The organism is Streptomyces sp. Qhu_M48 (assembly GCF_051305195.1).
Lineage (GTDB): Bacteria > Actinomycetota > Actinomycetes > Streptomycetales > Streptomycetaceae > Streptomyces.
The window spans coordinates 6,844,171-6,866,775 of the sequence record NZ_CP195432.1 but is presented as its reverse complement, the minus strand read 5'-3'; the positions used below and the strand labels follow the sequence as shown (position 1 = coordinate 6,866,775).

The 22,605-nt window shown below is 71.4% G+C and carries 26 protein-coding genes and 1 pseudogene; 22 read left to right on the top strand and 5 right to left on the bottom strand.

The features are described 5' to 3' along the window. Window positions 1-112 precede the first annotated feature (112 nt). The 14 genes and pseudogenes from ACRRSS_RS30680 (at window position 113) to ACRRSS_RS30615 (ending at window position 10,230) form a co-directional block, all read left to right on the top strand. The gene (locus ACRRSS_RS30680; RefSeq protein WP_435974295.1) at window positions 113-1,135 is read left to right on the top strand and encodes a hypothetical protein; all 1,023 of its coding nucleotides are present in this window, start codon (window positions 113-115) and stop codon (window positions 1,133-1,135) included. Window positions 1,136-1,195: 60 nt separating this feature from the next. Next, the gene (gene cpaB, locus ACRRSS_RS30675) at window positions 1,196-1,903 is read left to right on the top strand and encodes a Flp pilus assembly protein CpaB (protein WP_435974294.1); all 708 of its coding nucleotides are present in this window, start codon (window positions 1,196-1,198) and stop codon (window positions 1,901-1,903) included. A gap of 7 nt (window positions 1,904-1,910) precedes the next feature. Next, window positions 1,911-3,167, top strand: coding sequence for an AAA family ATPase (locus tag ACRRSS_RS30670; RefSeq protein WP_435974293.1), 1,257 nt, complete (start codon window positions 1,911-1,913; stop codon window positions 3,165-3,167). Between the two features lie 3 nt (window positions 3,168-3,170). Further along, on the top strand, window positions 3,171-3,536 hold the full coding sequence (locus tag ACRRSS_RS30665; protein WP_435974292.1) for a TadE/TadG family type IV pilus assembly protein: 366 nt from the start codon (window positions 3,171-3,173) through the stop codon (window positions 3,534-3,536). Continuing rightward, window positions 3,533-3,922 (top strand): TadE/TadG family type IV pilus assembly protein, encoded by a 390-nt coding sequence (locus tag ACRRSS_RS30660; RefSeq protein ID WP_435974291.1) that lies wholly within the window; start codon window positions 3,533-3,535, stop codon window positions 3,920-3,922. The genes ACRRSS_RS30665 and ACRRSS_RS30660 overlap by 4 nt, the downstream gene beginning before the upstream one ends. After that, complete coding sequence (locus ACRRSS_RS30655; RefSeq protein ID WP_435974290.1) at window positions 3,919-5,265, top strand: CpaF family protein; 1,347 nt, start codon at window positions 3,919-3,921, stop codon at window positions 5,263-5,265. The genes ACRRSS_RS30660 and ACRRSS_RS30655 overlap by 4 nt, the downstream gene beginning before the upstream one ends. Continuing rightward, window positions 5,262-6,206, top strand: a complete 945-nt coding sequence (locus tag ACRRSS_RS30650; protein WP_435974289.1) for a type II secretion system F family protein — start codon at window positions 5,262-5,264, stop codon at window positions 6,204-6,206. Before ACRRSS_RS30655 ends, ACRRSS_RS30650 begins: the two co-directional genes overlap by 4 nt. A gap of 12 nt (window positions 6,207-6,218) precedes the next feature. After that, a complete protein-coding gene (locus tag ACRRSS_RS30645) occupies window positions 6,219-7,106 on the top strand; it encodes a DUF5936 domain-containing protein (RefSeq protein ID WP_435974288.1) in 888 nt (295 codons plus the stop codon). A 240-nt stretch (window positions 7,107-7,346) separates the two neighbouring features. Further along, entirely contained in the window at window positions 7,347-8,045 is a 699-nt protein-coding gene (locus tag ACRRSS_RS30640) for a response regulator (RefSeq protein ID WP_435974287.1), read from the top strand. Between the two features lie 96 nt (window positions 8,046-8,141). Then, window positions 8,142-8,366 carry a Flp family type IVb pilin gene (locus tag ACRRSS_RS30635; RefSeq protein WP_435974286.1) on the top strand — a complete coding sequence of 75 codons (225 nt, stop codon included), beginning with the start codon at window positions 8,142-8,144 and terminating at the stop codon, window positions 8,364-8,366. 38 nt (window positions 8,367-8,404) lie between these two features. Then, window positions 8,405-8,521, top strand: a pseudogene (locus ACRRSS_RS30630) (pilus assembly protein TadG-related protein); the annotation flags it as partial. Window positions 8,522-8,569: 48 nt separating this feature from the next. Next, complete coding sequence (locus ACRRSS_RS30625; RefSeq protein ID WP_435975531.1) at window positions 8,570-8,992, top strand: hypothetical protein; 423 nt, start codon at window positions 8,570-8,572, stop codon at window positions 8,990-8,992. 17 nt (window positions 8,993-9,009) lie between these two features. Then, on the top strand, window positions 9,010-9,582 hold the full coding sequence (locus ACRRSS_RS30620) for a hypothetical protein (protein ID WP_435974285.1): 573 nt from the start codon (window positions 9,010-9,012) through the stop codon (window positions 9,580-9,582). Between the two features lie 9 nt (window positions 9,583-9,591). Beyond that, the gene (locus ACRRSS_RS30615) at window positions 9,592-10,230 is read left to right on the top strand and encodes an OmpA family protein (RefSeq protein WP_435974284.1); all 639 of its coding nucleotides are present in this window, start codon (window positions 9,592-9,594) and stop codon (window positions 10,228-10,230) included. Here the strand turns inward: ACRRSS_RS30615 and ACRRSS_RS30610 are convergent. Next, window positions 10,227-11,168, bottom strand: a complete 942-nt coding sequence (locus ACRRSS_RS30610; protein ID WP_435974283.1) for a hypothetical protein — start codon at window positions 11,166-11,168, stop codon at window positions 10,227-10,229. The two genes, ACRRSS_RS30615 and ACRRSS_RS30610, sit on opposite strands and share 4 nt — an antisense overlap. Before the next feature lie 122 nt (window positions 11,169-11,290). Here ACRRSS_RS30610 and ACRRSS_RS30605 point away from each other — a divergent pair, with 122 nt between their 5' ends. Next, window positions 11,291-11,677: a hypothetical protein gene (locus ACRRSS_RS30605; protein WP_435974282.1), complete on the top strand. Its 387-nt coding sequence runs from the start codon at window positions 11,291-11,293 to the stop codon at window positions 11,675-11,677. 31 nt (window positions 11,678-11,708) lie between these two features. Then, window positions 11,709-12,845, top strand: a complete 1,137-nt coding sequence (locus tag ACRRSS_RS30600; RefSeq protein WP_435974281.1) for a mannosyltransferase family protein — start codon at window positions 11,709-11,711, stop codon at window positions 12,843-12,845. Here ACRRSS_RS30600 and ACRRSS_RS30595 read toward each other — a convergent pair. After that, window positions 12,817-13,290, bottom strand: coding sequence for a DUF192 domain-containing protein (locus tag ACRRSS_RS30595; RefSeq protein WP_435974280.1), 474 nt, complete (start codon window positions 13,288-13,290; stop codon window positions 12,817-12,819). The two genes, ACRRSS_RS30600 and ACRRSS_RS30595, sit on opposite strands and share 29 nt — an antisense overlap. A gap of 41 nt (window positions 13,291-13,331) precedes the next feature. On the opposite strand from ACRRSS_RS30595, the gene ACRRSS_RS30590 reads away from it, so the two are divergent. Then, entirely contained in the window at window positions 13,332-14,069 is a 738-nt protein-coding gene (locus ACRRSS_RS30590; RefSeq protein WP_435974279.1) for a prepilin peptidase, read from the top strand. Between the two features lie 274 nt (window positions 14,070-14,343). Here the strand turns inward: ACRRSS_RS30590 and mgrA are convergent, their stop codons facing one another. Then, on the bottom strand, window positions 14,344-15,381 hold the full coding sequence (mgrA, locus tag ACRRSS_RS30585) for an L-glyceraldehyde 3-phosphate reductase (RefSeq protein WP_435974278.1): 1,038 nt from the start codon (window positions 15,379-15,381) through the stop codon (window positions 14,344-14,346). 127 nt (window positions 15,382-15,508) lie between these two features. Between mgrA and ACRRSS_RS30580 the strand changes: the two genes are divergently transcribed. The 5 genes from ACRRSS_RS30580 to ACRRSS_RS30560 all read left to right on the top strand — a co-directional run bounded on the left by ACRRSS_RS30580 (window position 15,509) and on the right by ACRRSS_RS30560 (window position 21,338). Then, window positions 15,509-16,270 (top strand): isoprenyl transferase, encoded by a 762-nt coding sequence (locus tag ACRRSS_RS30580; protein WP_351899558.1) that lies wholly within the window; start codon window positions 15,509-15,511, stop codon window positions 16,268-16,270. A gap of 326 nt (window positions 16,271-16,596) precedes the next feature. Further along, window positions 16,597-17,922, top strand: a complete 1,326-nt coding sequence (locus tag ACRRSS_RS30575; RefSeq protein WP_435974277.1) for a PhoH family protein — start codon at window positions 16,597-16,599, stop codon at window positions 17,920-17,922. A gap of 377 nt (window positions 17,923-18,299) precedes the next feature. After that, entirely contained in the window at window positions 18,300-19,013 is a 714-nt protein-coding gene (locus tag ACRRSS_RS30570) for a transglycosylase SLT domain-containing protein (protein WP_435974276.1), read from the top strand. A gap of 127 nt (window positions 19,014-19,140) precedes the next feature. Then, window positions 19,141-20,661, top strand: a complete 1,521-nt coding sequence (locus tag ACRRSS_RS30565) for an AI-2E family transporter (RefSeq protein WP_435974275.1) — start codon at window positions 19,141-19,143, stop codon at window positions 20,659-20,661. Next, window positions 20,658-21,338, top strand: a complete 681-nt coding sequence (locus ACRRSS_RS30560; protein ID WP_435974274.1) for a hypothetical protein — start codon at window positions 20,658-20,660, stop codon at window positions 21,336-21,338. The genes ACRRSS_RS30565 and ACRRSS_RS30560 overlap by 4 nt, the downstream gene beginning before the upstream one ends. A 67-nt stretch (window positions 21,339-21,405) precedes the next feature. Here the strand turns inward: ACRRSS_RS30560 and ACRRSS_RS30555 are convergent, their stop codons facing one another. Both ACRRSS_RS30555 and ACRRSS_RS30550 read right to left on the bottom strand, forming a co-directional pair. Beyond that, window positions 21,406-21,945 carry an alkyl hydroperoxide reductase gene (locus ACRRSS_RS30555; protein WP_435974273.1) on the bottom strand — a complete coding sequence of 180 codons (540 nt, stop codon included), beginning with the start codon at window positions 21,943-21,945 and terminating at the stop codon, window positions 21,406-21,408. A gap of 6 nt (window positions 21,946-21,951) precedes the next feature. After that, window positions 21,952-22,506 carry a peroxiredoxin gene (locus ACRRSS_RS30550; protein ID WP_351899544.1) on the bottom strand — a complete coding sequence of 185 codons (555 nt, stop codon included), beginning with the start codon at window positions 22,504-22,506 and terminating at the stop codon, window positions 21,952-21,954. Between the last annotated feature and the right edge of the window lie 99 nt (window positions 22,507-22,605).

Sequence of the window (22,605 nt, the reverse complement as noted above, 5' to 3'; positions counted from 1 at the left end):
GGGGACGTGGATAAGGTGCAGAGGCGGCAGCACCCTGGGGTGACGCCGTGAACGCGGTAAGTGATCCGCGGCCCCCGGGATGCCGGCGGCCGGAGGGGACGGGGGGTCCGACGTGCCGACAGCGATCGCGGTCACCAGCGCCGACCTGGTGCTGCCGTCGACCGACCCCGGAACCCCGCACGCCGCCGTCCTGCCGGCCCCCGGGACCCAGTCGCTCGACGCCTCGATCGCCGACATGCAGCAACTCATCGCCCGGTTCGGACATGTGGTCGTCGTCTGCCCGACCTCCGCCCCGGCCGCCGTCGAGCAACGGCTCCGCGCCGTCCGCTCCCTGCTCGAAAGCGACCGGATCGCCCTGGTCAGGACCGACCTGCCACCGCTCGGCGCGGCCGTGCTCGCCCGCCAGCTGCGCCAGCTGGCGGGCTGCGACTTCAGCCCCGGCGTCCTCGCCTCGGCCGCCCGCCTCCTGGCCCACTACATCTACGCGGGCGCGGTCCTCGGCTCCGTCTCACGGCTCGACCGCGTCCCCGTCAGCCTCGGCTCCCACCTCAAGGGCTGGCTGCCCGGCGCCCACTTCGCCGTCCTCGCCGGACCCACCCCGCAGATCGTGCGCCTCGGCAAGGGCGAGGAACACCTCGCGGGACCGGAGTTCACCACCGAACTCCTCCTCGCCCGCGGCCAGCTCCAGACCGACTGGCCCACCACCACCCTCGTACCCCGGTGGCGGATCCAGGGCGCCGTCCAGGAGACCGCGCTCCCCGAGGCCTCGCCCGGCTGGTGGGGGACCGGGAAGGTCGTCGAGTTCGCCTCGTACCTGCCGGACCTGCCCGTTCTCTACCAGCTGGTCGCCTCCGTACGGCGCGAGACCTGCCACTGGTGCGCGATGGAACTCATCGGCGACCGCTGCGGCTTCTGCGGCGCCCCGCTGCGCGCGAGCGCACCCCCGGACCCGGTGGCCCGCGCCCTGGCCTCCAGCGAACGCGCCCACGCGGCGAACACCGGCGCCCACGCGGCGGACACCGGCGCCCACGGGACGGACCCCCGTGCGCTCGGCCCGGGTGCCCCGCCCCCCACGGCCCGCGCGCTCGACTTCGGCGCGCATCCGGGCGCCCCCACCGTCCGCGCCCTGCCGTGATCCGCCGCCCGCACCACCCCCGTCCGCCCAGACCACGTCTCCGATCGAGGTAGTACGGTCATGAACTCCCGCCAGCGCCGAGGCGTCATCCTGCTGCTGCTGTCCGTCCTGTGCGCCCTCGGCGCGTTCGCCGGTGTGCTCGCCGTCATCAGCGACGTGAACTCCAAGGTCGGCCCGGAGACCACCGCGTACCGGCTCACGAAGAACGTGGCTCCCTACACCGTCCTGAGTGAGAGCCAGTTCGAGAAGATCTCGATGCCCGAGCGGTGGCTCTCCTCGACGGCCGTCACCGACCTCCGGCAGATCAAGGGCAAGATCGCCGTCACCGAACTCCGCGCCGGCTCCCTCCTGCAGTCCGACATGATCGTCGAACAGCCCGAGCTCCAGCCGGGACAGCAGGAGATCGCCATCATGGTCGACGCGGCCACCGGCGTCGCTGGCAAGATCAACGCCGGTGCCACCGTCAACATCTACGCCACCTTCGCCGGTGAGAAGAAGGGCGAGGCGGCCCAGTCCCGGATGATCGTCGCCGGTGCCCGCGTCCTCGACGTCGGCAAGCTCACCGCGATCCGCGACAGCTCCGACCGCGCCGGACGCACCAACGAGGCCGTGCCCATCTCCTTCGCCCTCTCCACCCTCGACGCCCAGCGCGTCGCGTACGCCGAGTCCTTCGCCGAGCACGTACGCCTCGCCCTCGTCGCCCCCACCACGGGCGGCGCCCCCGCCGACCAGCGCGACCGCACCTACACCCTCGAAGCGGACAAGTGAGGCCGGTATGACCACCAGGATCCTGCCGGCCGTGGGCGACCCCGACGCGGCCCGGGCCGTCACCACCCTGATCGGCCAGCTCCCCGACGCCGAACCCGCACCGCCGGTCACCGACTCCACCCAGCTCGTCGACACCCTCGCGCGCCTCGCCGCCGCCTCCCTCGACGAACTCCCCGAGGTCGTCCTCGTCCACGAGCGGATCGGCCCCGTCCCCGCGCTCGAACTCGTCCGCGAGGTCGCCCTCCGCTTCCCCGCCGTCGGCGTCGTCCTCATCACCGCCGACGCCAGCCCCGTCCTCTTCTCCGCCGCCATGGACTCCGGCGCCCGCGGCCTCGTCACCCTGCCCCTCGGCTACGAGGATCTGGCCAGCCGCGTCCAGGCCGCCGCCCAGTGGTCCGTCGGCGTCCGACGCCACCTCGGCGCGGGAGCCGAACAGATCACCGGCCCCGGCGGCACCGTCGTCACCGTCAGCGGCGCCAAGGGCGGCGTCGGCACCACCGTCACCGCCGTCCACCTCGCCCTCGCCGCCCGCGCCTCCGGCCGGACCGTCGCCCTCGTCGACATGGACCTCCAGAGCGGCGACATCGCCTCCTACCTCGACGTCCAGTTCCGGCGCTCCGTCGCCGACCTCGCCTCCATCGCGGACATCTCGCCCCGCGTCCTCCAGGACGCGGTGTACATCCACGAGACCGGCCTCTCGCTCCTCCTCGCCCCGGCCGAGGGCGAACGCGGCGAGGAGGTCACCGACCGGGCCGCCCGCCAGATCGTCAGCGCCCTGCGCGGCCGCCACGAGGTCGTCGTCGTCGACTGCGGCTCCCAGCTCAACAGCGCCAACGCCGCCGCCATCGAGATGGCCGACACCGCCCTCCTCGTCGCCACCCCCGACGTCGTCGCCGTCCGGGCGGCCAAGCGGACGGTCCGCATGTGGGAACGGCTCCAGGTCCGCAAGGCCGAGGAGACCGTGACCCTGGTCAACCGCCACCACCGCTCCACCGAGATCCAGCCACCCCTCGTCCAGAAGATCACCGGCACCCGCGTCGCGGGCGTCTCCGTCCCCGCCCACTTCAAGGAGCTCCAGGCCGTCGTCGACGCCGGCCGGCTGCACGAACTAGACGCCAAGTCCACGGTCAAGCAGGCCCTGTGGGCCCTCGCGGGCGAACTGGGCCTGGTCGGCGCCCCGGCCGCCGAAGCCCCCGGAAAGCAGCTCGCCCGCGCGGGCGACCGGGGCTCGCTCGGGCTGCGCCGCCGTGCCGGAGGGCGCTGAACCATGCGCGTCCACCGGGACGACGACAGGGGGCAGGTGGCGGTCGAGTTCCTCGGCATGGTGCCGGTCATCCTGCTCACCCTCGCCCTGCTCTGGCAGGTCGTCCTGGTCGGCTACACGTACACCCTGGCGGGGAACGCGGCGGACGAGGCGGCGCGGGCGTGCGCCGTCGGCGAGGACGGGGGAGCGGCCGCGCTGCGGCACCTGGACGGCGCGTGGAAGGACGGGGCGAGGCCGTCCTGCGAGCAGGGCGGCGGCATGGTGACCGCGGTGGTCGAGATCGACGTCCCCGTCCTCGTCCCGGGCGTGGGCGGGCTGTTCACCGTACGGGGGAAGGCGGGCGCGGTGTGGGAGGAGAGGCAGCCATGACCGACCGTACGGAAAAGGCGTCCCGCGACCGCGGCCAGGCCGCCATCGAGTACCTCGGCTTCCTGCCGATCCTGCTCCTCGTCGGACTCGCGGGGTTCCAGCTCGGCGTCGCCGCGTACGCCGCCCAGCAGGCGGGCACGGCGGCGCGCGCTGCCGCCCGGGCGGCGAGCGACGACGATGAGGCCACCACCCCCGGGGCCGCCGCCGACGCCGCCGTGAGCGGCTGGATCGCGAAGCGCTCCACCGTGACCGGGGGCGGCGGAGGCGGCGAGGCCGTCTACACCGTCCGCGTCACGATCCCCTCCGTCGTGCCCTTCTGGAGCGGCTTCGGCACCGTCGAGAAGACCGCCACCATGCCGATGCCCGACGAGGAGGACCTGCCATGAGCCTGCGCGCCCGGATCAACGCCCCCGAGGACCACGGCGGCAACGCGGCCGCCCGGGAGGACGGGCACCTCGTCGCGGCCTTCCGCGCCAAGCTCCTGGAGGAGATCGACCTCACGGAGATGTCCGCGCTCGCGGCCGCCGAGCGGCGCGCCCGCCTGGAGCGCGTCCTCGGGCACATCATCAGCCGCGAGGGCCCGGTCCTCTCCACCGCCGAGCGCGCCCAGCTGATCCGCCGGGTCGTCGACGAGGCCCTCGGGCTCGGCGTACTCGAACCGCTCCTCGAAGACGCGTCGATCACCGAGATCATGGTCAACGGCCCCGACCAGATCTTCATCGAGCGCAACGGCCGCGTCGAACTCCTGCCGCTCCGCTTCGCCTCCCACGACCAGCTGATGCAGACCATCGAGCGGATCGTCTCCACCGTCAACCGCCGCGTCGACGAGTCGAACCCCATGGTCGACGCCCGGCTCCCGTCCGGTGAGCGCGTCAACGTCATCATCCCGCCGCTCTCGCTGACCGGGGCGACCCTCACCATCCGCCGGTTCCCCCGCGCGTACACGCTCCACGAGATGCTCGGCCTCGGCTCCCTCGACGAGCAGATGCTGCTCCTGCTCTCCGGGCTCGTGCAGGCCAAGTTCAACCTGATCGTCTCCGGCGCCACCGGCACCGGGAAGACCACCCTGCTCAACGCCCTCTCCGGGCTCGTCCCGGACGGCGAGCGGATCATCACCATCGAGGACTCGGCGGAGCTCCAGCTCCAGCAGTCGCACGTCATCCGCCTGGAGGCCCGCCCGCCGAACATCGAGGGCCGCGGAGCCATCTCCATCCGCGACCTCGTCCGCAACTCCCTGCGCATGCGTCCCGACCGGATCATCGTCGGAGAGGTCCGCGGCGGCGAGACCCTCGACATGCTGCAGGCGATGTCCACCGGCCACGACGGCTCCCTCGCCACCGTCCACGCCAACTCGGCGGAGGACGCCCTCATGCGGCTCCAGACTCTCGCCTCCATGTCGGAGGTGAAGGTGCCGTTCGAGGCGCTCAGGGACCAGATCAACAGCGCGGTCGACGTCCTCGTCCAGCTCACCCGCCACCCCGACGGCACCCGCCGCATCACCGAGATCTCCGTCCTCGCCTCGCACGGACGGGAACGGTTCCTGCTCGCCACGGTCTGCCGGTTCCACGCGCAGCCGCTCGCCGCCGACGGACGGGTCCGCGGGCGGTTCACCTACCACCCGCTGCCCCGGCGGGTCGCCGAACGCCTCTACCTGGCGGGCCAGCCCATCCCGCAGGCTTTCGGCGTGGCCGTGACCGACGCCCACCTGGCCACCCGAGAGGCGGAATGATGACCGACCCCTTCTGGCTGACCGCGGGCGTGACGCTGCTCGCCTGCGTTCTCGGCATCGCAGGTGTCCAGCTGTACGCGAGCGGGGCGCGCCGGCACGCGGCGCTCGTCGCCCGGCTCGACGAGACGGTCGCGCCCGAGACCGCCGGCCGTCGCAGGCGCCGCTTCCGGGGCGTCGACCGGCGGGTGCGTCGGACCGCGCTCGGCCGGAAGCTGGAGCTGCGGATCGCGGCCACCGGCCTCGACGTCACCCCCGGCGAGTTCACCGTGGCCCTCACGGCCACCGTGGCGGTCCTGTGGGTCGTCGGTCAGGCGGCCCTCTCGCCGTTCTTCGGCCCGATCTGCGGACTCCTCGGCATCTGGGTGGCGATGGGCTTCCTCAACTGGCAGCGCCAGAAACGGATCGAGAAGTTCATCAACCAGCTCCCCGAACTCTCCCGCATCCTGGCCAACGCCACCCAGGCCGGGCTCGCCCTCCGCATGGCCCTCAGCCTCGCCGCCGACGAGCTGGAGGCCCCGGCGGGAGACGAACTGGAGAAGGTCGCCCAGCAGCTGGCCGTCGGCACCTCGCTCGACGACGCCCTCGGGGAACTCGCCGAACGGCTGCCCTCCCGCGAACTCGTCGTCCTCGTCACCACCCTCGTCCTCGCCAACCGGGCCGGCGGCACCGTCGTCTCCTCCCTGCGCAACCTCACCGAGACCCTGGAGGAGCGCAAGGAGACCCGGCGCGAGGTCCGCACCCAGCTCTCCCAGGTGAGCATGACCGCGTACTCCGTCCCCGTCATCGGCATCGGCTCGCTCCTCCTCATCGACAACATGCAGCCCGGCGCCCTCGACCGCATGACCGGCTCGGGCATCGGACAGTTCGCCGTCGTCGCCGCGTTCGCCCTGTACGGGATCGGCTTCGTCGCCATCCGCCGCTTCTCGAAGATCGACGTGTAGGGACCCGCCGCCGTGGACCTCCTCCTCGCCCTCCTCGCCGGCCTCGCCGTCGCGGGCATCGCCTACGGACTCCGGCTCTACCGTGCCGACGCCCGGCTCCCCGACGACCTCAGACTCGCCCTGGAGGTCGGTGCCACCCGCACCGGCGCCGTCGACTCCGCCGTCGACCGGCTCGGCATGCGCTGGTCCCCGGCGGTGCTCCGCCTGATGGGCCCCAAACGCGTCAGCGCCGTCCGCCGCCGCATCGACCTCGCCGGAAACCCCGGCGGACTCACCATCGACCGGTACGGGGCCCGCCGGGCCGTCTACGGTTTCCTGGGCGCCCTGGGCGGCCTGCTGATGCTGAGCAAGGGCTCGTACCTGACCGCGCTGCTCCTGCTGGCCTTCGGCGCGTTCTGGACGGAGGTCGGCATCTGGTCGGCGGTCCGCATCCGCAAGGACCAGATCGAACGCACCCTGCCGGACTTCCTCGACGTCCTCGCCGTCGTGGTCTCGGCGGGCCTGGGCTTCCGCCAGGCCCTCGAACGCGTCGCGGAGAAGTACGAGGGCCCCTGGTCCGACGAACTCCGCATCACCCTGCGCCAGATGGACATGGGCGTCAGCCGACGCCAGGCCTTCGACGAACTGCGCCGACGCAACGACTCCGAACAGGTCGCCCAGTTCGTCACCGCCCTCCAGCAGGGCGAGGAACTGGGCGCGCCGATCGTCGACACCCTCATCCAGATCGCCAACGACATGCGCCGCACGGACGCGCAGAACGCCCGGCGCAAGGCGGCCAAGGCGGTCCCGAAGGCGACGATGGTGATCACGACGCTGATGGTCCCGGCCACGATGATCCTGCTCGGCGCGGGCCTCTTCCTGGGCACGGGAACCGACTTCGGCTCGGTGACGGGCGAGTGAGCACCCGATGAGGCGCCGAGCGCGCGGGACGGGCCGCGGGGGTCCGGGCGGGCGGGAGGGCTCGGTGGGCCAGGTCGGCTCGGTGTGCCCGGTCGGCCCGGTGGCCCCGATCGGACCCGTCGCCCCTCCGGACCACCGCCCGGTGGACCGGGCGGCGGGCGTCGGCGCACGGCTCCGCATCGGCCGGGGTGACGCGGCGGCAAGCACGGAGGTCCGCCTCGAAGTCCCGCTGGGGGTGCGATGACGGCGCTCACGATCCTGGTGGCGGACGACAACCCGGTGGTACGCGCGGGCCTGCGGTCCCTGCTCGGCGACCACCCGGACCTGCGGGTCGTGGCGGAGGCGGCGGACGGGCGGGCGGCCCTCCGCGAGACGCTCCGGACCCGGCCGCAGGTCGTCCTCCTCGACGTCCGCATGCCGCCGTGGGACGGCCTGGCGGCCCTGCCGCACCTGGCGCGCCTGGCCCGTGTCCTGATGCTCACGCACAGCCGCGAGCCGGAGACGGTCGAGGAGGCGCTGCGACTGGGCGCGGGCGGCTACCTGGTGCACGGCGAGTTCACGACGGAGGAGCTGGTGCGGGCGGTACGGGAGGTGGGGGAGGGGCGGGCGCGGTTCACGGCGACGGCGTCGGAGGTGCTGCTGAGATCACTCCGTGCGACTGCACATGATTCGGAGAGCCCAATTGTCTCAATGTCGGCGTACTTTGAGAATGCGTCTTCGCGCATGCAACGGAATGTGGAACAGTGGGGACTGAGTGTGAGGGAGGTGGAAGTGATGGATCTGATCGCCACAGGCCTGAACAACCGGCAGATCGCCGCGACCTGCTTCATCGCCGAGAAGACGGTGAAGAACCACATCAACCGCATCTTCGCCAAACTCCACACGGACACCCGCGCCGAGGCCATAGCCTCCTGGCTGGGCACCAGGCCCACCCGATGACCCGGGCCCACAGATGGGCCCAGGGGCCCTGTGCACCGACCCGAGGGTCGGCGTACCGTGCCCATGCGCAGGCGTCCGAACGCGGAGGGGACCACGATGAACGACGCGATGCTGAAGGCCCTGACCAGGGCCCGTATGCAGCTCGGCGACTGGACGGAACGACGATCGAGGGACCGCGGCCAGACGGCGGTGGAGTACCTGGGGATCATTGTGGTGGTGGTGGCGATTGTTATCGCGATCACCGGCACGGATATCGGGCAGTCGATCAAGAATGCAATCTCTACGAAGATCACCGAACTGACCGGTGGTGGTGGAGAGTAGGGGCCGCAGACCGGTCCGGGGATGCGGGCCAAGCATTCCCCGTCTATATCGCTGCGATAGCAGGCCTACTGTTCTTGGCCTTCGTTTACTTCGCCGTGGGGCAGGCCGCATTCACTCGGAATGGTGCCCAGACTGCGGCTGATGCGGCAGCTCTGGCGGCTGCTCAGCATGCCCGCGAGCAGCTCCGAGAGGATTGGCTCGACGTGATCCTGTTCCCCGAGCAGTGGGACGGCTTCCTGCGCGGTGTGGGGTACGACGGTATTGCCGCGTGTGAGCGGGCAGAGGTGTTCGCGAAGCGGAATGAGGCCAAAATGTCCGGAGACGGTTGCGTGCCACCGGCTTCGGCGGCTGACGGGTTCCGTGTCACGGTGGTCACGACGGGAGGTGAGCCGCGCGATGCCACGGCGTCCGCGCGAGCTGTGATCGTGCCCAAGTGCACCTTTGAGCCGCCGGGAGCGGAGGAGCTCGAGCCGGAAACGGAACCAACGGAACCGGGTGGGGAGCCGGAACCGGAACCGATTGCGGGGCTTACCTGCGATGACGAGGCCTGGACGATCGACCCTGACGACCCGGCATTGCCAAGTGCCTCAGATCTCTTCACTGTTCGACTGGCTGGCGACGAGTAAAGGAAGAAGAGCGCTTCATGAACGTTCGGTACGCACGAAGGGGGGTGGCCTCCCTGGCGCTCGCGGCGATTGCTCTTCTTGCGGTCGGTTGCGGGGCCGAAGAGAAGCCGAAGGCGGACAAGTCAACTACGGCGGCGCCGACACCTCAGAACGACGCACCGGCGCAAGGTACGCAGCCGACTGAGGAGCCCACGGAGACTCTGGCCGTTCTCAGGGGACAGAAGGGCCTGGAGCTCACCCTCAACTCGGCAGACCGGGACCGGGGCGGATTCCTCACTGTCAAGGGGAGACTGAAGAACACTTCGGACACGCCCAGCATCATCCCCGCCCAGATGAGCGGGGACGAGACTGAGGTCGTGAAGCACGGGAACTCCCTGGGCGGAGCCAGCCTCGTCGATTCCGTTGGCAAGAAGCGGTACTACGTTCTCAGGGACACAGATGGGCGGCCCCTTACCACCTCCGCGCTCGACAGCCTGGGCCCCGGAAAGTCCACCGCCGTCTTCATGCAATTCCCCGCCCCTCCCCCCTCCACCACCGACGTCTCCTTCCAGCTCCCCACCTTCGAACCCGCCACCCTCAAGCTCTCCTGAGGCGACGCCATGACGACGACATTCCGCCGCCTTGCCGCCCTCGCCATCGTTTCCGTGGCGTTCGGGCCCCTCGCCGTGCCCATGGCCCATGCCGACGATCCGCCCGGGTCCGCCGGCTCCGCCTCCCCGGCGCCCGTCATCGACGCCGACGCGCCCGGGCTGATGTTGCCCGACGGTGCCACCCTCGCCGCCGCCAAGGTCCTCGACATCAAGCAGATCGTCGAGGAGGAGGGCGGTGAGCAGCGGCGGCAGGACACCAACGTGGACGTGACGTTCGCGCTGCAGGCCGAGGTCCTCTTCCCGAAGAACAGCGCCAAGCTCGGGGCCGCCGCCACCGCCCGGATCGCCGCCGTCGCCGCGGAGATCAACAAGTTGGGGTCCGGGCGCGTCCGGGTCTTCGGTTTCACCGACAACCTGGGGACGTACGAGCACGGGCTGAAGCTGTCGAAGCAGCGTGCCGTGGCCGTACAGCAGGTTCTCGCGCGGAGCCTCGACCCGGGGACGACCTTCGACATCCGCGGCTACAGCGAGGACTACCCGATCGCCGACAACGCGAGCGAGGAGGGGCGGAAGAAGAACCGGCGGGTCGAGATCTCCTTCCCCCGGACCTCCCCGCCCTCCGCACCCGCCCCGCCCTCCGCTCCCTAGCGCGAAGCCAGCGTCACCAGTGCCGCCCGGATCGTGGTCGTCATGCGGTCCGGGTGGTGGAAGACCTCCCCCGCCGTGAAGCGCAGGACGCGGCGGATCTCCGGGCAGGACTGCAGTGCGTTGAAGCGGGCGACGTCCCGTTCGTGGGCGCGGCGGGTGCCGTGGAAGGCGTAGCCCTCGACTTCCACGGCCAGGCCCTCCGCCCGGAAGAGGAAGTCGGGGCGGAGGAGCCGGCCGTCTGTCGTCCGCAGGGGCGGCTGGGATTCGGGGAACAGGTCGGCGTCCCGTATCCGGAGCCGGGCGACCGTCTCCGCCGGTGAGCCCGACGACGCCTCCGCGAGCAGCAACCAGGACCTCGCCCGGCGTGCTCCCCGCCGGGGCGCCGCGAGTTCGGCGGTGAGGTCCTCGTACCGGACGAGTGGCTCGCGCCGTACCCCGCCGACCGCTCGTCGCGCGAGCGCCGAGTCCGCGGCCACGACCGCCTCCTCACGGCTCCCGGCGGCCCGTATGAGGTCGCCGACCGTCCGTGCCGGGGTCGTCGTCCGCAGGCCCCGCCGGGTCGAGCGGTCGCGGGCTGTCAGGAAGGTCGTGGCGTGGACGCGTATCCGCTCGCCGTGGGTCGAGCGGGTCGGTGTCGGGGCCGTGAAGTGGAGGTGGTCGAGGGGGTGGGCCGCTCCGGGGGCTCCCAGGCGTTCGATGCGGTGGAGTCCCGCCGCCGTCCCGTGGCTGCACACCAGTTCGGGGCGGAGCAGTTGCAGGGCCGTCGCTCTGACCTGCCAGTCCACGTCCTTTCCCGGGGCCGCCCACGCGCCCCGGCAGATCCGCTGCCAGCCGTCCCGGCGCAGGCGGCCGGCGAGGCGGCCCGGGGACCAGCCCGCCGCGACCGCCCAGACCGTCAGGAGGACCCCGCCCCTGGCGAGGATCGCCAACTCGTACATACGCCCAACGATCCACGGAAGAGGGGTACTTCGCACCCCCTGTGGAAAACCTAGCGAAAGCCGCCGTCAGGAATGTGCGAAAGCGGCGGGACACGGCCGCCGTGCGGGAGCATTCTGGACGGATGACGACGACGCCGAGCGAGAAGCCGGACGAGACGCCGAGTGTGCAGTTGGTCAGTGACCTCGTCACCCGGATCCCCGAGTTCCGGGACGTGTACGAGAGGCACGTCTTCCATCAGGGCGGTGTACAGCCGCACGTGTTCTTCTGGGACGTCGTGCAGGACACCGTCCGGTCCTTCCTCGGCGAGGCTCCGAGCGCGGCCGACTGGCGCCGCACCCTCGCCTTCCTGGAGGAGCAGAGTCGTCGCGGGGTGCTCGGCGTCGACGAGGTCATCGTCACCTCCTTCCTCGGCGACCTGCCCTCCCCGCAGGAACCCGGGCACGCGATCGTCCATCAGCTCGGTCCCGTCATGGCCGCGAAGTTCGTCCGCATAAGGCCTCTCGGCTGACCGTTCCGGCCGCCCCGGGATAATCGGGCGCATGTCCGCGTCCCGACTCACCGCACCCGGCCGTCTCCGTGGCCTCCGCCGGCCCGACCGCCCCACCCTTCTCGCTCTCGGTGGGTACGCCGCCACCCGGCTGATCGGTCTCGCGGTCCTCGCCGTCGCCTCCGCCGCGACCGGCAAGGACGGGATGCACCGGCTCAACGGTCGCTGGGACTCCGTCTGGTACGTACGGATCGCGGAGAACGGCTACGGGTACGAGACCACCCTGCCGAACGGTGACGTCCACTCCGACCTGGCCTTCTTCCCGCTCTTCCCGGCCCTGGAGCGCGGCCTCTCCGCCGTCCTCTCCGTCGACGCGGCCACCGCCGGACTCCTGGTCTCCTGGACCGCCGGGCTGGTCGCCGCCTGGGGCATCCACCGGTGCGGCGCGCAGGCGTTCGGGCCCCGCGCCGGTGTCCTGCTGGCCGTCCTCTGGGGTGTCTACCCGACGGCGTTCGTCCAGTCGATGGCGTACACGGAGACGCTGTTCACCGCCCTCGCGGCCTGGTCGCTCCACGCCGTCCTGCGCGGGCGCTGGCTCCTGGCCGGCGTCCTGTGCGCGGCCGCCGGCCTGACCCGGCCGACGGCCGTCGCGCTGATCGCCGCCCTCGGGATCACGGCGCTCGTCCTGCTCGTACGGGACCGGCGGCTGCCGCCGCGGACGGTCGCCGGAGTCCTGCTCGCGCCGCTCGGCTGGCTCGCGTACATCGTGTACGTCGGTGTCCGCGAGGGGAGTCCGACCGCCTACTTCGAGGTCCAGGCCGCCTGGGGCAACTCCATCGACGGCGGTGTCGCGCTCGCGAGGTTCATCCTGGGGCTGCCCTGGCCCGCCGCCCTCGGCCTCTGCGCGGCGCTCGCGCTGCTCGGCTGGCTCGTCGCCCTCTGCGTACGGCAGCGGCAACCGCTGCCCCTGCTCGTCTACACGATCGGCGTCGTGTCCGTCTCGCTCGTCGGCGCGGCGTACTTCGGCTCGCGGCCCCGTCTGATGATGCCCGCGTTCGGACTGCTGCTCCCGCCGGCGGTGGCCCTCGCGCGGCTGCGGACCCGTACCGTCGTCCCGGTCCTCACCGGACTCGCCCTCGCCTCCGCCGCGTACGGGGCGTTCACCCTGCTCGGTTCGGGCCCGCCGTGACGTCTGCCCGGTCCGGCCCCGACTCGACGTCCACGCGCACGCGTGCCCCCGGCCGCAGGCCCCAGCCCGCCATCGCGCCCGCCTCCGCCTCCAGGACGTGCCGGCCCCGCGGCCGGATCATGCCGAGCCGTCCGGGTCGCATGGTGACGACGGACAGGACCCTGAACGAGCGGTCGAGGTGGGCCACGTCGATCGCGAACCGCATGCCGAAGGTATGCACGCTGTTCGTCCGGACGATGAGCAGCGCCGCACCCGCGATCCCGTCCCGCCCGAGCAGTCCCCGTCGCCGCGCCCGGTACGACGCCGCGACCTCCAGGGGTACGGCGACCTCCGGCGGTACGACGGCCTCCGGCGGTGCGACGACCTCCGGCGGTGTGGCAGTCGCCCCTTCCGGTGCCTGTGCCGGGACCGTCAGCGTCCCCGTCCCGTCCACCCATTTCCCCATGCGCCAGACCGTAGCGGTCCCGCGAGCCTAGGGTCTGGTCCGTGTACGTCACGATGATCGCCCTCGCCGCCCTCTGGGGCGCCGCCGCCGGGCTGCTCGTGCCGCGTGCCGCGTACCGGCTCTCCGTGGGCCCCGAGGAACCGTGGCGGGACCGCTGCCCCGCCGGGCACGCGCTCGCCGGGCCCGCGAGCGGCTGGCTCGGTGGTCCGGGGCGGCGGGACTGCGCGACGACCGGAAGCCCGCTCGCCGCAGCGCTGGTCACCGCCCTCGTCTGCGCCGCGCTCGCCGCCGCCACCGGCGGGCCCCGGCCCGAGCTGGCGGTCTGGCTGCTCGGCGCGCCCTTCGCCGTCCTCCTCGCCAGCGTCGACGCGCGCGTGCGCCGGCTTCCGGACGGTCTCACCCTGCCGCTGGCCGCCGCCGTCCCGCTGTTCCTCGGGGGCGCCGAGCTCCTCCCGTACGACGCGGGCTCCTGGCTCCACGCCGTGCTGGGCGCGCTCGCCCTGGGCGGCGCCTATCTGGTGCTCTTCCTGGTCAACCCGAGCGGTCTCGGCTTCGGCGACGTGAAGCTGGCGGTACCGCTGGGCGCGGCGCTCGGCTGGTACGGCTGGGGAGTCCTCTTCACCGGGGCCTTCGCCGGCTTCCTGCTCGGCGCGGTCTACGGCCTCGGTCTCATGCTCCTGCGCCGGGCCGACCGGTCCTCGGCGATCCCCTTCGGCCCGTTCATGCTGGGCGGCGGGCTGCTCGGTCTGCTCCTCGGCGCGTTCACCGCCCTGCCGTGAGCCGCCGCGCGGCCCCGGGCGTCAACGGGGGCCCGTCCGACCCGTCCCTCTTCGGAGGGACGGAACTCCGCCGCCACGCCGGGGCGCAAACCCGCCACAGGCCCCCACACCCCTTGTCCCGACTGGGATCCGCCGCATTCGGCGAGGTTCGTTCGGCGTGCGTGACGCGCAACACGACTAACGAAGGGTTATGGTGGAAACCCCCCCTCGGGCCGGTCCGTATCCCCCCCCACGGACCGGCCCGTTTTTCTTTTCCCGCGTCCCTCCAAGGACGTCAGCCCCGGCCGGCCCAGATGTTCGCGCCCTGGGTGTCCACGGCGAACGAGTCGATCTCCGTCAGCTCCTCGGCGGTCAGCGGGGCACCCGCGAGGGCCGCCACGTTCTCCTCCAGCTGGGCCACGCTGGACGCGCCGATCAGCGCCGAGGTCATCCGCTCGTCGCGCAGCACCCACGACAGCGCCAGCTGCGCCAGCGACTGCCCGCGCCGGCCCGCGATGTCCGCGAGGCCGTGGAGGCGCCGCAGCACCTCGTCGGAGAGCAGGTTCGGGTCGAGGGACTTGCCCTGGGTGGCCCGCGAGCCCTCCGGGATGCCCTTCAGGTACTTGTCGGTGAGCAGCCCCTGCGCCAGCGGCACGAAGGAGATGCAGCCCATACCCGCTTCCTCGAGGGTGTCGAGGAGACCGTCCTCCTCGGTCCAGCGGTTGATCATCGAGTACGAGGGCTGGTGGATGAGGGCCGGGACGCCCAGCTCCCTCAGGATCCGCGCGGCCTCGGCGGTCTGCTCGCTGGTGTACGAGGAGACACCGACGTACAGCGCCTTGCCCTGCTGGACGGCGGAGGCCAGGGCCCCCATCGTCTCCTCCAGCGGGGTGTGCGGGTCGAAGCGGTGCGAGTAGAAGATGTCGACGTGGTCGAGGCCCATCCGCTTGAGGGAGGCGTCGAGCGAGGACAGCAGGTACTTGCGGGAGCCCCACTCGCCGTACGGGCCGGGGTGCATCTCGTAGCCGGCCTTCGTGGAGACGATCAGCTCGTCCCGGTACGGCGCGAAGTCCTGGGCGAAGAGCTTGCCGAAGTTCAGCTCGGCGGAGCCGGGCGGCGGCCCGTAGTTGTTCGCCAGGTCGAAGTGGGTCACGCCGAGGTCGAAGGCGCGGCGGAGGATCGCCCGCTGGGTGTCGAGGGCGCGGTCGTCGCCGAAGTTGTGCCAGAGGCCGAGGGAGATCGCGGGGAGCTTGAGGCCGCTGCGGCCCGAGCGGCGGTACTCCATGGCGTCGTAGCGGTCCGCGGAGGCGCGGTACACGGGGGAATCAGTCACGTATCTCTGCTTATCACGGACTTGTGACAGTCCCGGGCTGGGAGCCTGTCGCCCGTGCGCAGTAGTGTGGCCGCTTGCGGACCGCCGATGCAGGGCGGACCGCCGCTGCACGGAGGGGTAAAGAACGGTGAACCTGCGCGACCTGGTGTACGGGCTCTACGCACGCCGGGTGGAAGGCCGCCTCGACCATGACCAGGTGCCCAAGCACATCGGGGTCATCCTCGACGGGAACCGCCGCTGGGCCAAGGCGTCCGGCGGGACCCCCGAGCAGGGGCACAAGGCCGGCGCGGACAAGATCCAGGAGCTGCTCGGCTGGTGCGCCGAGACCGACGTCGAGGTCGTCACGCTCTGGATGCTCTCCACGGACAACCTGAGCCGGCCCGAGGAGCAGCTCGTACCGCTGCTCGGCATCATCGAGAACGCCGTGCGCGCGCTGGCCGCCGACGGCCGCTGGCGGGTCCACCACGTCGGCACGATGGACCTGCTGCCCGCGCGGACGCAGTCCGTGCTCAAGGAGGCCGAGCAGGCCACCCACGACAACACGGGGATACTCGTGAACGTGGCGGTGGGCTACGGCGGCCGGCAGGAGATCGCGGACGCGGTCCGCTCGCTGCTCCTCGAGCACGCGGAGCGCGGGACGAGCTTCGAGGAGCTCGCCGAGATCGTCGACGTCGAGCACATCTCGGAGCACCTCTACACGCGCGGCCAGCCCGACCCGGACCTGGTGATCCGCACCAGCGGCGAGCAGCGGCTGTCCGGATTCATGCTCTGGCAGAGCGCCCATTCCGAGTACTACTTCTGTGAAGTGCACTGGCCGGCCTTCCGTAAGGTCGACTTCCTGCGGGCGCTGCGCGACTACGCCGCGCGCCACCGGCGCTACGGGACCTGAGCCGTAGGAACCCGACCCCTCGCCGTCCCCGGAAGACCCCGGGGACGGCGGTCGGAAGCGATCACCTCGTGTTCATGAACCCGTCGTCATATGCCCTGGCATGGCGAGCCCTGATCGAGGGCATATCCCTGGTGAAGTGAGCGGCACGGAGACCGCCACCCGGGAGGCCCCTTGCACCAGGACGACCGTGCGGGACACGTACGGGATAAGCGGAGGGCCGTGGTTCGGCCCGCGCATGGCGGCCTGAGCCCGGTCCCATTCCGCAGCGACACCGGTTCCGTCGCACCCCGACCTCACAGGGGTCTTCCGAGGGGGTCTGTCCTTCCGTGGTGACAAGCACGAAGCGCCGCCTTTCCGACCGGCGCACCTATGTTCTCGACACCAGCGTCCTGCTGGCCGACCCCAACGCCGTCTCCCGGTTCGAGGAGCACGAGGTCGTGCTCCCGATCGTCGTGGTGACGGAGCTGGAGGCCAAGCGGCACCATCCCGAACTCGGTTACTTCGCCCGGCAGGCCCTGCGCCTCCTGGACGACTTCCGGGTCCGGTACGGACGCCTCGACGCCCCGCTCCCCGTCGGGGACCTGGGCGGCACCCTGCGTGTCGAACTCAACCATTCCGACCCCGGCGTCCTGCCCGCCGGCTACAGGTTGGGGGACAACGACTCACGGATCCTCGCGGTCGCGCGGAACCTCCAGGCGGAGGGGTACGACGTCACCGTCGTCTCCAAGGACCTGCCGCTGCGCATCAAGGCCTCCTCGGTCGGTCTCCTCGCCGAGGAGTACCGGGCCGAACTGGCCATCACGGACGCCAACGGCTGGACGGGGATGACCGAGCTCGGGCTCTCCGCCGACCAGGTCGACCTGCTCTACGACCAGGAGACGCTGTACGTGCCGGAGGCCGCCGGGCTCCCGGTCCACACGGGCCTGGTGCTGCAGTCGGAGCGCGGCAAGGCGCTCGGCCGGGTCACCTCCGAGGGGAACGTGAAGCTGGTCCGCGGCGACCGGGAGGCCTTCGGGCTCCGCGGCCGCAGCGCCGAGCAGCGGATCGCGCTCGACCTGCTGCTCGACCCGGACGTCGGCATCATCTCGATGGGCGGGCGGGCCGGCACCGGCAAGTCCGCGCTCGCGCTCTGCGCGGGCCTGGAGGCGGTCCTGGAGCGCCGTCAGCACCAGAAGGTGATGGTCTTCCGTCCGCTGTACGCGGTCGGCGGCCAGGAGCTCGGGTACCTGCCGGGCAGCGAGTCCGAGAAGATGAGCCCGTGGGCCCAGGCGGTCTTCGACACGCTGTCCTCGGTCGCGAGCCGCGAGGTGATCGAGGAGGTGCTCGGCCGGGGGATGCTGGAGGTCCTGCCGCTCACCCACATCCGGGGCCGCTCGCTCCACGACGCCTTCGTCATCGTGGACGAGGCCCAGTCCCTGGAGCGGAACGTCCTGTTGACCGTTCTGTCCCGTATCGGGGCGAATTCGCGGGTCGTGCTGACCCATGACGTCGCCCAACGGGACAACCTCCGGGTCGGCCGGTACGACGGAGTCGTCGCCGTGGTCGAGAAACTGAAGGGACATCCGCTCTTCGCGCACGTCACCCTCACCCGCTCCGAGCGCTCCCAGATCGCCGCGCTCGTGACGGAGATGCTGGAGGACGGTCAGATCTGACCGGTTCGTACACCTCCGTACGTGTAAGGGAGTTGGCGCCGCCCGGCGAAGCGCAGAAGCTTAGCCGGGCGGCGCCTCCATGTCCGCCACATCTCCCAAACGCCTGTCCCAGTAGAGGTGTGAGCTTTCACACGCAACACAGAATTGCCTTGCGGTGTCGCCGTCCGGCAGAGTCTTGCTTCCGTCAGGCCCCGCATACGGCACACGTGCACCCTCAGGGGTGCGCACAGCACCGCACAACTCAACAGCCGTCCGCCGTATGCCGCCCACAGCACCACGGGCCCGTGTCTTCTGTGACCCCGTACGTCGGAGACCAGTGCCAGGGGCACGATTTCGCCCGCGTGGTCACCTGTGCGGGCGTGCTGGAAGGAAACCGTGTGAGCCGGATCTCGGTCCGGGGATTCGCGGTGGCTTCGGCCACTGCGGTCACCACCGTCGGCGCCGTCGTGGGCGTTGCGTCGGGTAACGCCGTTCAGCCCTCGGACGACAACTTCGAGGCCACCGCGGCCGACACCACGCTGCTCGCGGACATTCCCGCGGGCGATCAGGCCCAGGTACAGGTCTCGTCCCTCTCGGAGCAGGCGGACGTCCAGGCCGCCGCTGCCGACTCGGCCGCGAAGAAGTCCGCGGAGGAAGCGGCTCGTCTCCGGGCCGCCCAGGACGCCGAGGCCAAGAAGGAGGCGGCCGACAAGGCGGCCAAGGCCGAGGAGGAGCGCAAGGAGAAGGAGCGGGAGGAGAAGGAGCGCGCCAGCCGTTCCGCGGTCCGCGACGCCTCGTCGTTCTCCGCTCAGGGCTCGTACTCGATCTCCGAGGTCAAGGCGATGGCCCGCCAGATGATCCCGGCCTCGCAGTTCCAGTGCTTCAGCAACATCGTGGACCACGAGTCCGGCTGGAACTACCGCGCGACGAACCCGTCTTCGGGCGCCTACGGCCTCGTGCAGGCGCTGCCGGGCCACAAGATGTCCTCGGCCGGCTCCGACTGGCAGACCAACCCCGCCACCCAGATCAAGTGGGGCCTCAGCTACATGGACGGCCGCTACGGCAGCCCCTGTGGAGCCTGGTCGTTCTGGCAGGCCAACCGCTGGTACTAGGAGCGGCGTCTCAACCTCGGGAAGCCCCTCACCGTCCTACGGTGAGGGGCTTCCTGCGTGTAGTTTCGAATGCCCACGGTATTCGGGGGAAGCGGTGGTGAAAAGCGAGCGGGGGAAGAGGAAAGCGATGTCGAGAGTGCCAGGGTGGCTGGGACGGCTGGGCGAGAGCCTGAGCCGTATGGGTGAGCGTCTCGACGAGCGCAGGGCCGAGGCGGACCGCGACGATCCGATCGGCCCGCCGTACGAGAACACCGAGAAGCGGTCCGGCCGCACCCGCGGGGACGGGTCCGGCCCCGACCGCTCCGACGCGGACCCCGCCGCGCCCCTCTCGGAGACGGACGCCGAGCCGGAACTCTCCGTGCCCGCGCCCCCGTCGTACGCGCCGGCCGTCGCCGCCCGCCCCGACCCCGTTGCCGCGATCCCCTGGGGCATGCGCGTCGCCGCCGAGGCGAGCTGGCGTCTCCTCGTCTTCGCCGGCACCGTCTGGGTACTGATGAAGGTGATCAGCTCCGTCCGGCTGGTCGTCCTCGCCTTCGTCGCCGCGCTCCTCGTCACCGCCCTCCTCCAGCCCACCGTGACCATGCTGCGCAGGAAGGGCCTGCCCCGCGGCCTCGCCACCGCCGTCACCGCCGTCTCCGGCTTCGTCGTGATGGGCCTGGTCGGCTGGTTCGTGGTCTGGCAGGTCATGGACAACATCGACAACCTGTCCGATCAGGTCAAGGGCGGCATCGAGGAGCTCAAGCGCTGGCTTCTCGACAGCCCCTTCCATGTGACCGAGCAGCAGATCAACGGCATCGCGAAGAACCTCAGCGACTCCGTCGGCGCCAACGCCGAACAGATCACCCAGGTCGGGCTCCAGGGCGTCACCGTCGTCGTCGAGACGATGACCGGCATCCTGCTCGCCATGTTCTCGACGCTCTTCCTGCTCTACGACGGGAAGAAGGTCTGGGAGTGGACGCTCAAGCTCGTCCCCGCCCAGGCCCGGCCCGGCGTCGCGGGCGCCGGACCGCGCGCCTGGCGCACGCTGACCGCCTATGTGCGGGGCACGGTGCTCGTCGCCCTCATCGACGCCGTCTTCATCGGCCTCGGTCTCTGGTTCCTCGACGTGCCGATGGCGGTGCCGCTCGCCGTCTTCATCTTCCTGTTCGCCTTCATCCCGCTCGTCGGCGCCGTCATCTCCGGCGCCCTCGCGGTCGTCGTCGCGCTCGTCACCAACGGGGTGTTCACCGCCCTGATGGTGCTCGTGGTGGTCCTCGCCGTGCAGCAGATCGAGGGGCACGTCCTCCAGCCCTTCATCCTCGGCCGGGCCGTCCGGGTCCACCCGCTCGCCGTCGTCCTCGCGGTCGCGGCGGGCGGTCTGACCGCCGGCATCGGCGGCGCCGTGGTCGCGGTCCCGCTGGTCGCCGTCTCCAACACGGTGGTCGGCTACCTGCGCGCGTACAGCAGGGAACAGGCGCTCCGCAGCGCGCCCGAGCCGCGCGGGGCGACCGCGTTCGAAGTGGCGCCGACCCCGGCCCCGGGTTCCCTGGCGGCGCCGACTCCGGCCCCGGGTTCCCCGGCGGCGCCGACCTCGGCCCCGGGCTCCCCGGGAGCGCCGACTCCGACCCCGGCCCCGGGTTCCCCGGTGGTCAAGGGGGACGACGGGTGATATCGGAGCCGGAGTACGTCGGCGGGACGACGTTCGACACCGTCGAGGTACTGACGGAGGAGAAGCCCCCGCGCCCGCCCCGGACCGGCCGCCCCTGGCTGTGGGCGGTCGGTGGCGCGGTGCTGGCCTCCGCGGTGTGGGGCGGCGGGCTCTACGCGTACGAGCGGAAGACGGAGCCGGGCCCGGACCTGGGCGGGTACCGGGAGGTGGAGAGCGTCTGCGAGGCGGCGGAGCTCAAGGCGCTCTCCGGCGTCCTGGGAAAGCGCGGCTCGGACGGCGCGGGGCCGCGGATGAACGACCCGGCCGTGCACGAGGCCTCGTGCTCGCTGTCCTTCGGATCGCCCGACAGCGGTTACGACGCCCAGCTCACCTACACCCTGCACAAGGTGATCGACCCGGGCCCCGAGTTCGCGGCGCGGTCGCGGTACTACAACCTGACCACGACCCTCGACGGCATCGGGGAGATGGCCTTCTTCGACGACCGCGGCGGCGAGGGCGCGGAGATCAGGATCCTCGACGGCCAGGCCGAGCTCGCGCTGAGCCTCTACCGGGGCTACAGCGTCGACGAGGACGGGAACGAGACCGGGAACAAGGACCCCCTCGACCTCTCCGGGATCGAGGTCCCGATGTCCCAGGACATGCTGAGCCTGATGGCGGCGCTCAGGAAGGCGCCGTGACGGCGTGACGGACGCGTGAAGGGCCCCGGGGCAGGAAGCCCCGGGGCCCTTCACGTACCGTGCGGCCCTACTCGGCGGAGGCGAGCACCGCTTCCGCGTCGAGGGTGACGCCGACGGCCTGGATCACCGCGGCGATCTTGACGGCCTCCTGGATCGTGGCGCGGTCGACACCGGCCTGGCGCAGGACCTGCTCGTGCGAGTCCAGGCACTGGCCGCAGCCGTTGATCGCGGAGACGGCCAGCGACCACAGCTCGAAGTCGACCTTCTCGACGCCCGGGTTGCCGATGACGTTCATCCGCAGACCGGCGCGCAGCGTCCCGTACTCGGGGTCCGACAGCAGGTGCCGGGTCCGGTAGAAGACGTTGTTCATCGCCATGATCGCGGCGGCGGACTTGGCCGCCTGGTACGCCTCGGGCTTCAGGTTGGCCTGGGCCTCGGGCTCCAGCTCCTTGAGGACCTTCGGCGAGCGCGAGGCGATCGCGCAGGCCAGGACGGTGCCCCAGAGCTGCTGCTGGGGCAGCTCGCTGTTGCCGATGACCGAACCGAGGTTCAGCTTCAGGTCCTTGGCGAAGTCCGGTATGGCGGACTTCAGTTCGTCGAGAGCCATGTCAGATCACTCGCCCGACAGGAGCGCGGCGGCGTCGAGGGTGCCCTCGCCCTTGTTCCAGTTGCACGGGCACAGCTCGTCGGTCTGCAGGGCGTCCAGCACCCGCAGGACCTCCTTGGGGTTACGGCCGACGGAGCCGGCGGTCACCATGGTGAACTGGATCTCGTTGTTCGGGTCCACGATGAAGACGGCGCGCTGGGCGAAGCCGTCGGCACCCTTGACGCCGCAGTCGCTCATGAGCTCGTGCTTGGAGTCGGCCAGCATCGGGAAGGGCAGGTCACGCAGGTCGGCGTGGTCCTTGCGCCAGGCGTGGTGCACGAACTCGGAGTCGCCGGAGACGCCGAGGATCTGGGCGTCGCGGTCCGCGAACTCGTCGTTCAGCTTGCCGAAGGCGGCGATCTCGGTGGGGCAGACGAAGGTGAAGTCCTTCGGCCAGAAGAACACCACGCGCCACTTGCCCTCGTAGGCCTTGTGGTCGATCTGCTCGAACTCCTTGCCGCTCTCCAGCGACACGCAGGCGGTCAGGTCGTAGGTGGGGAACTTGTCACCGACAGTGAGCACGCGCTCTCCTCGCAAGTGGGAAGGGTCCCTTTTGGGGTCTTCCGTGGGGGTTGGACGGCTCACAGCATGGCACGGAGTGCATTGATCAGTGAAATAGCT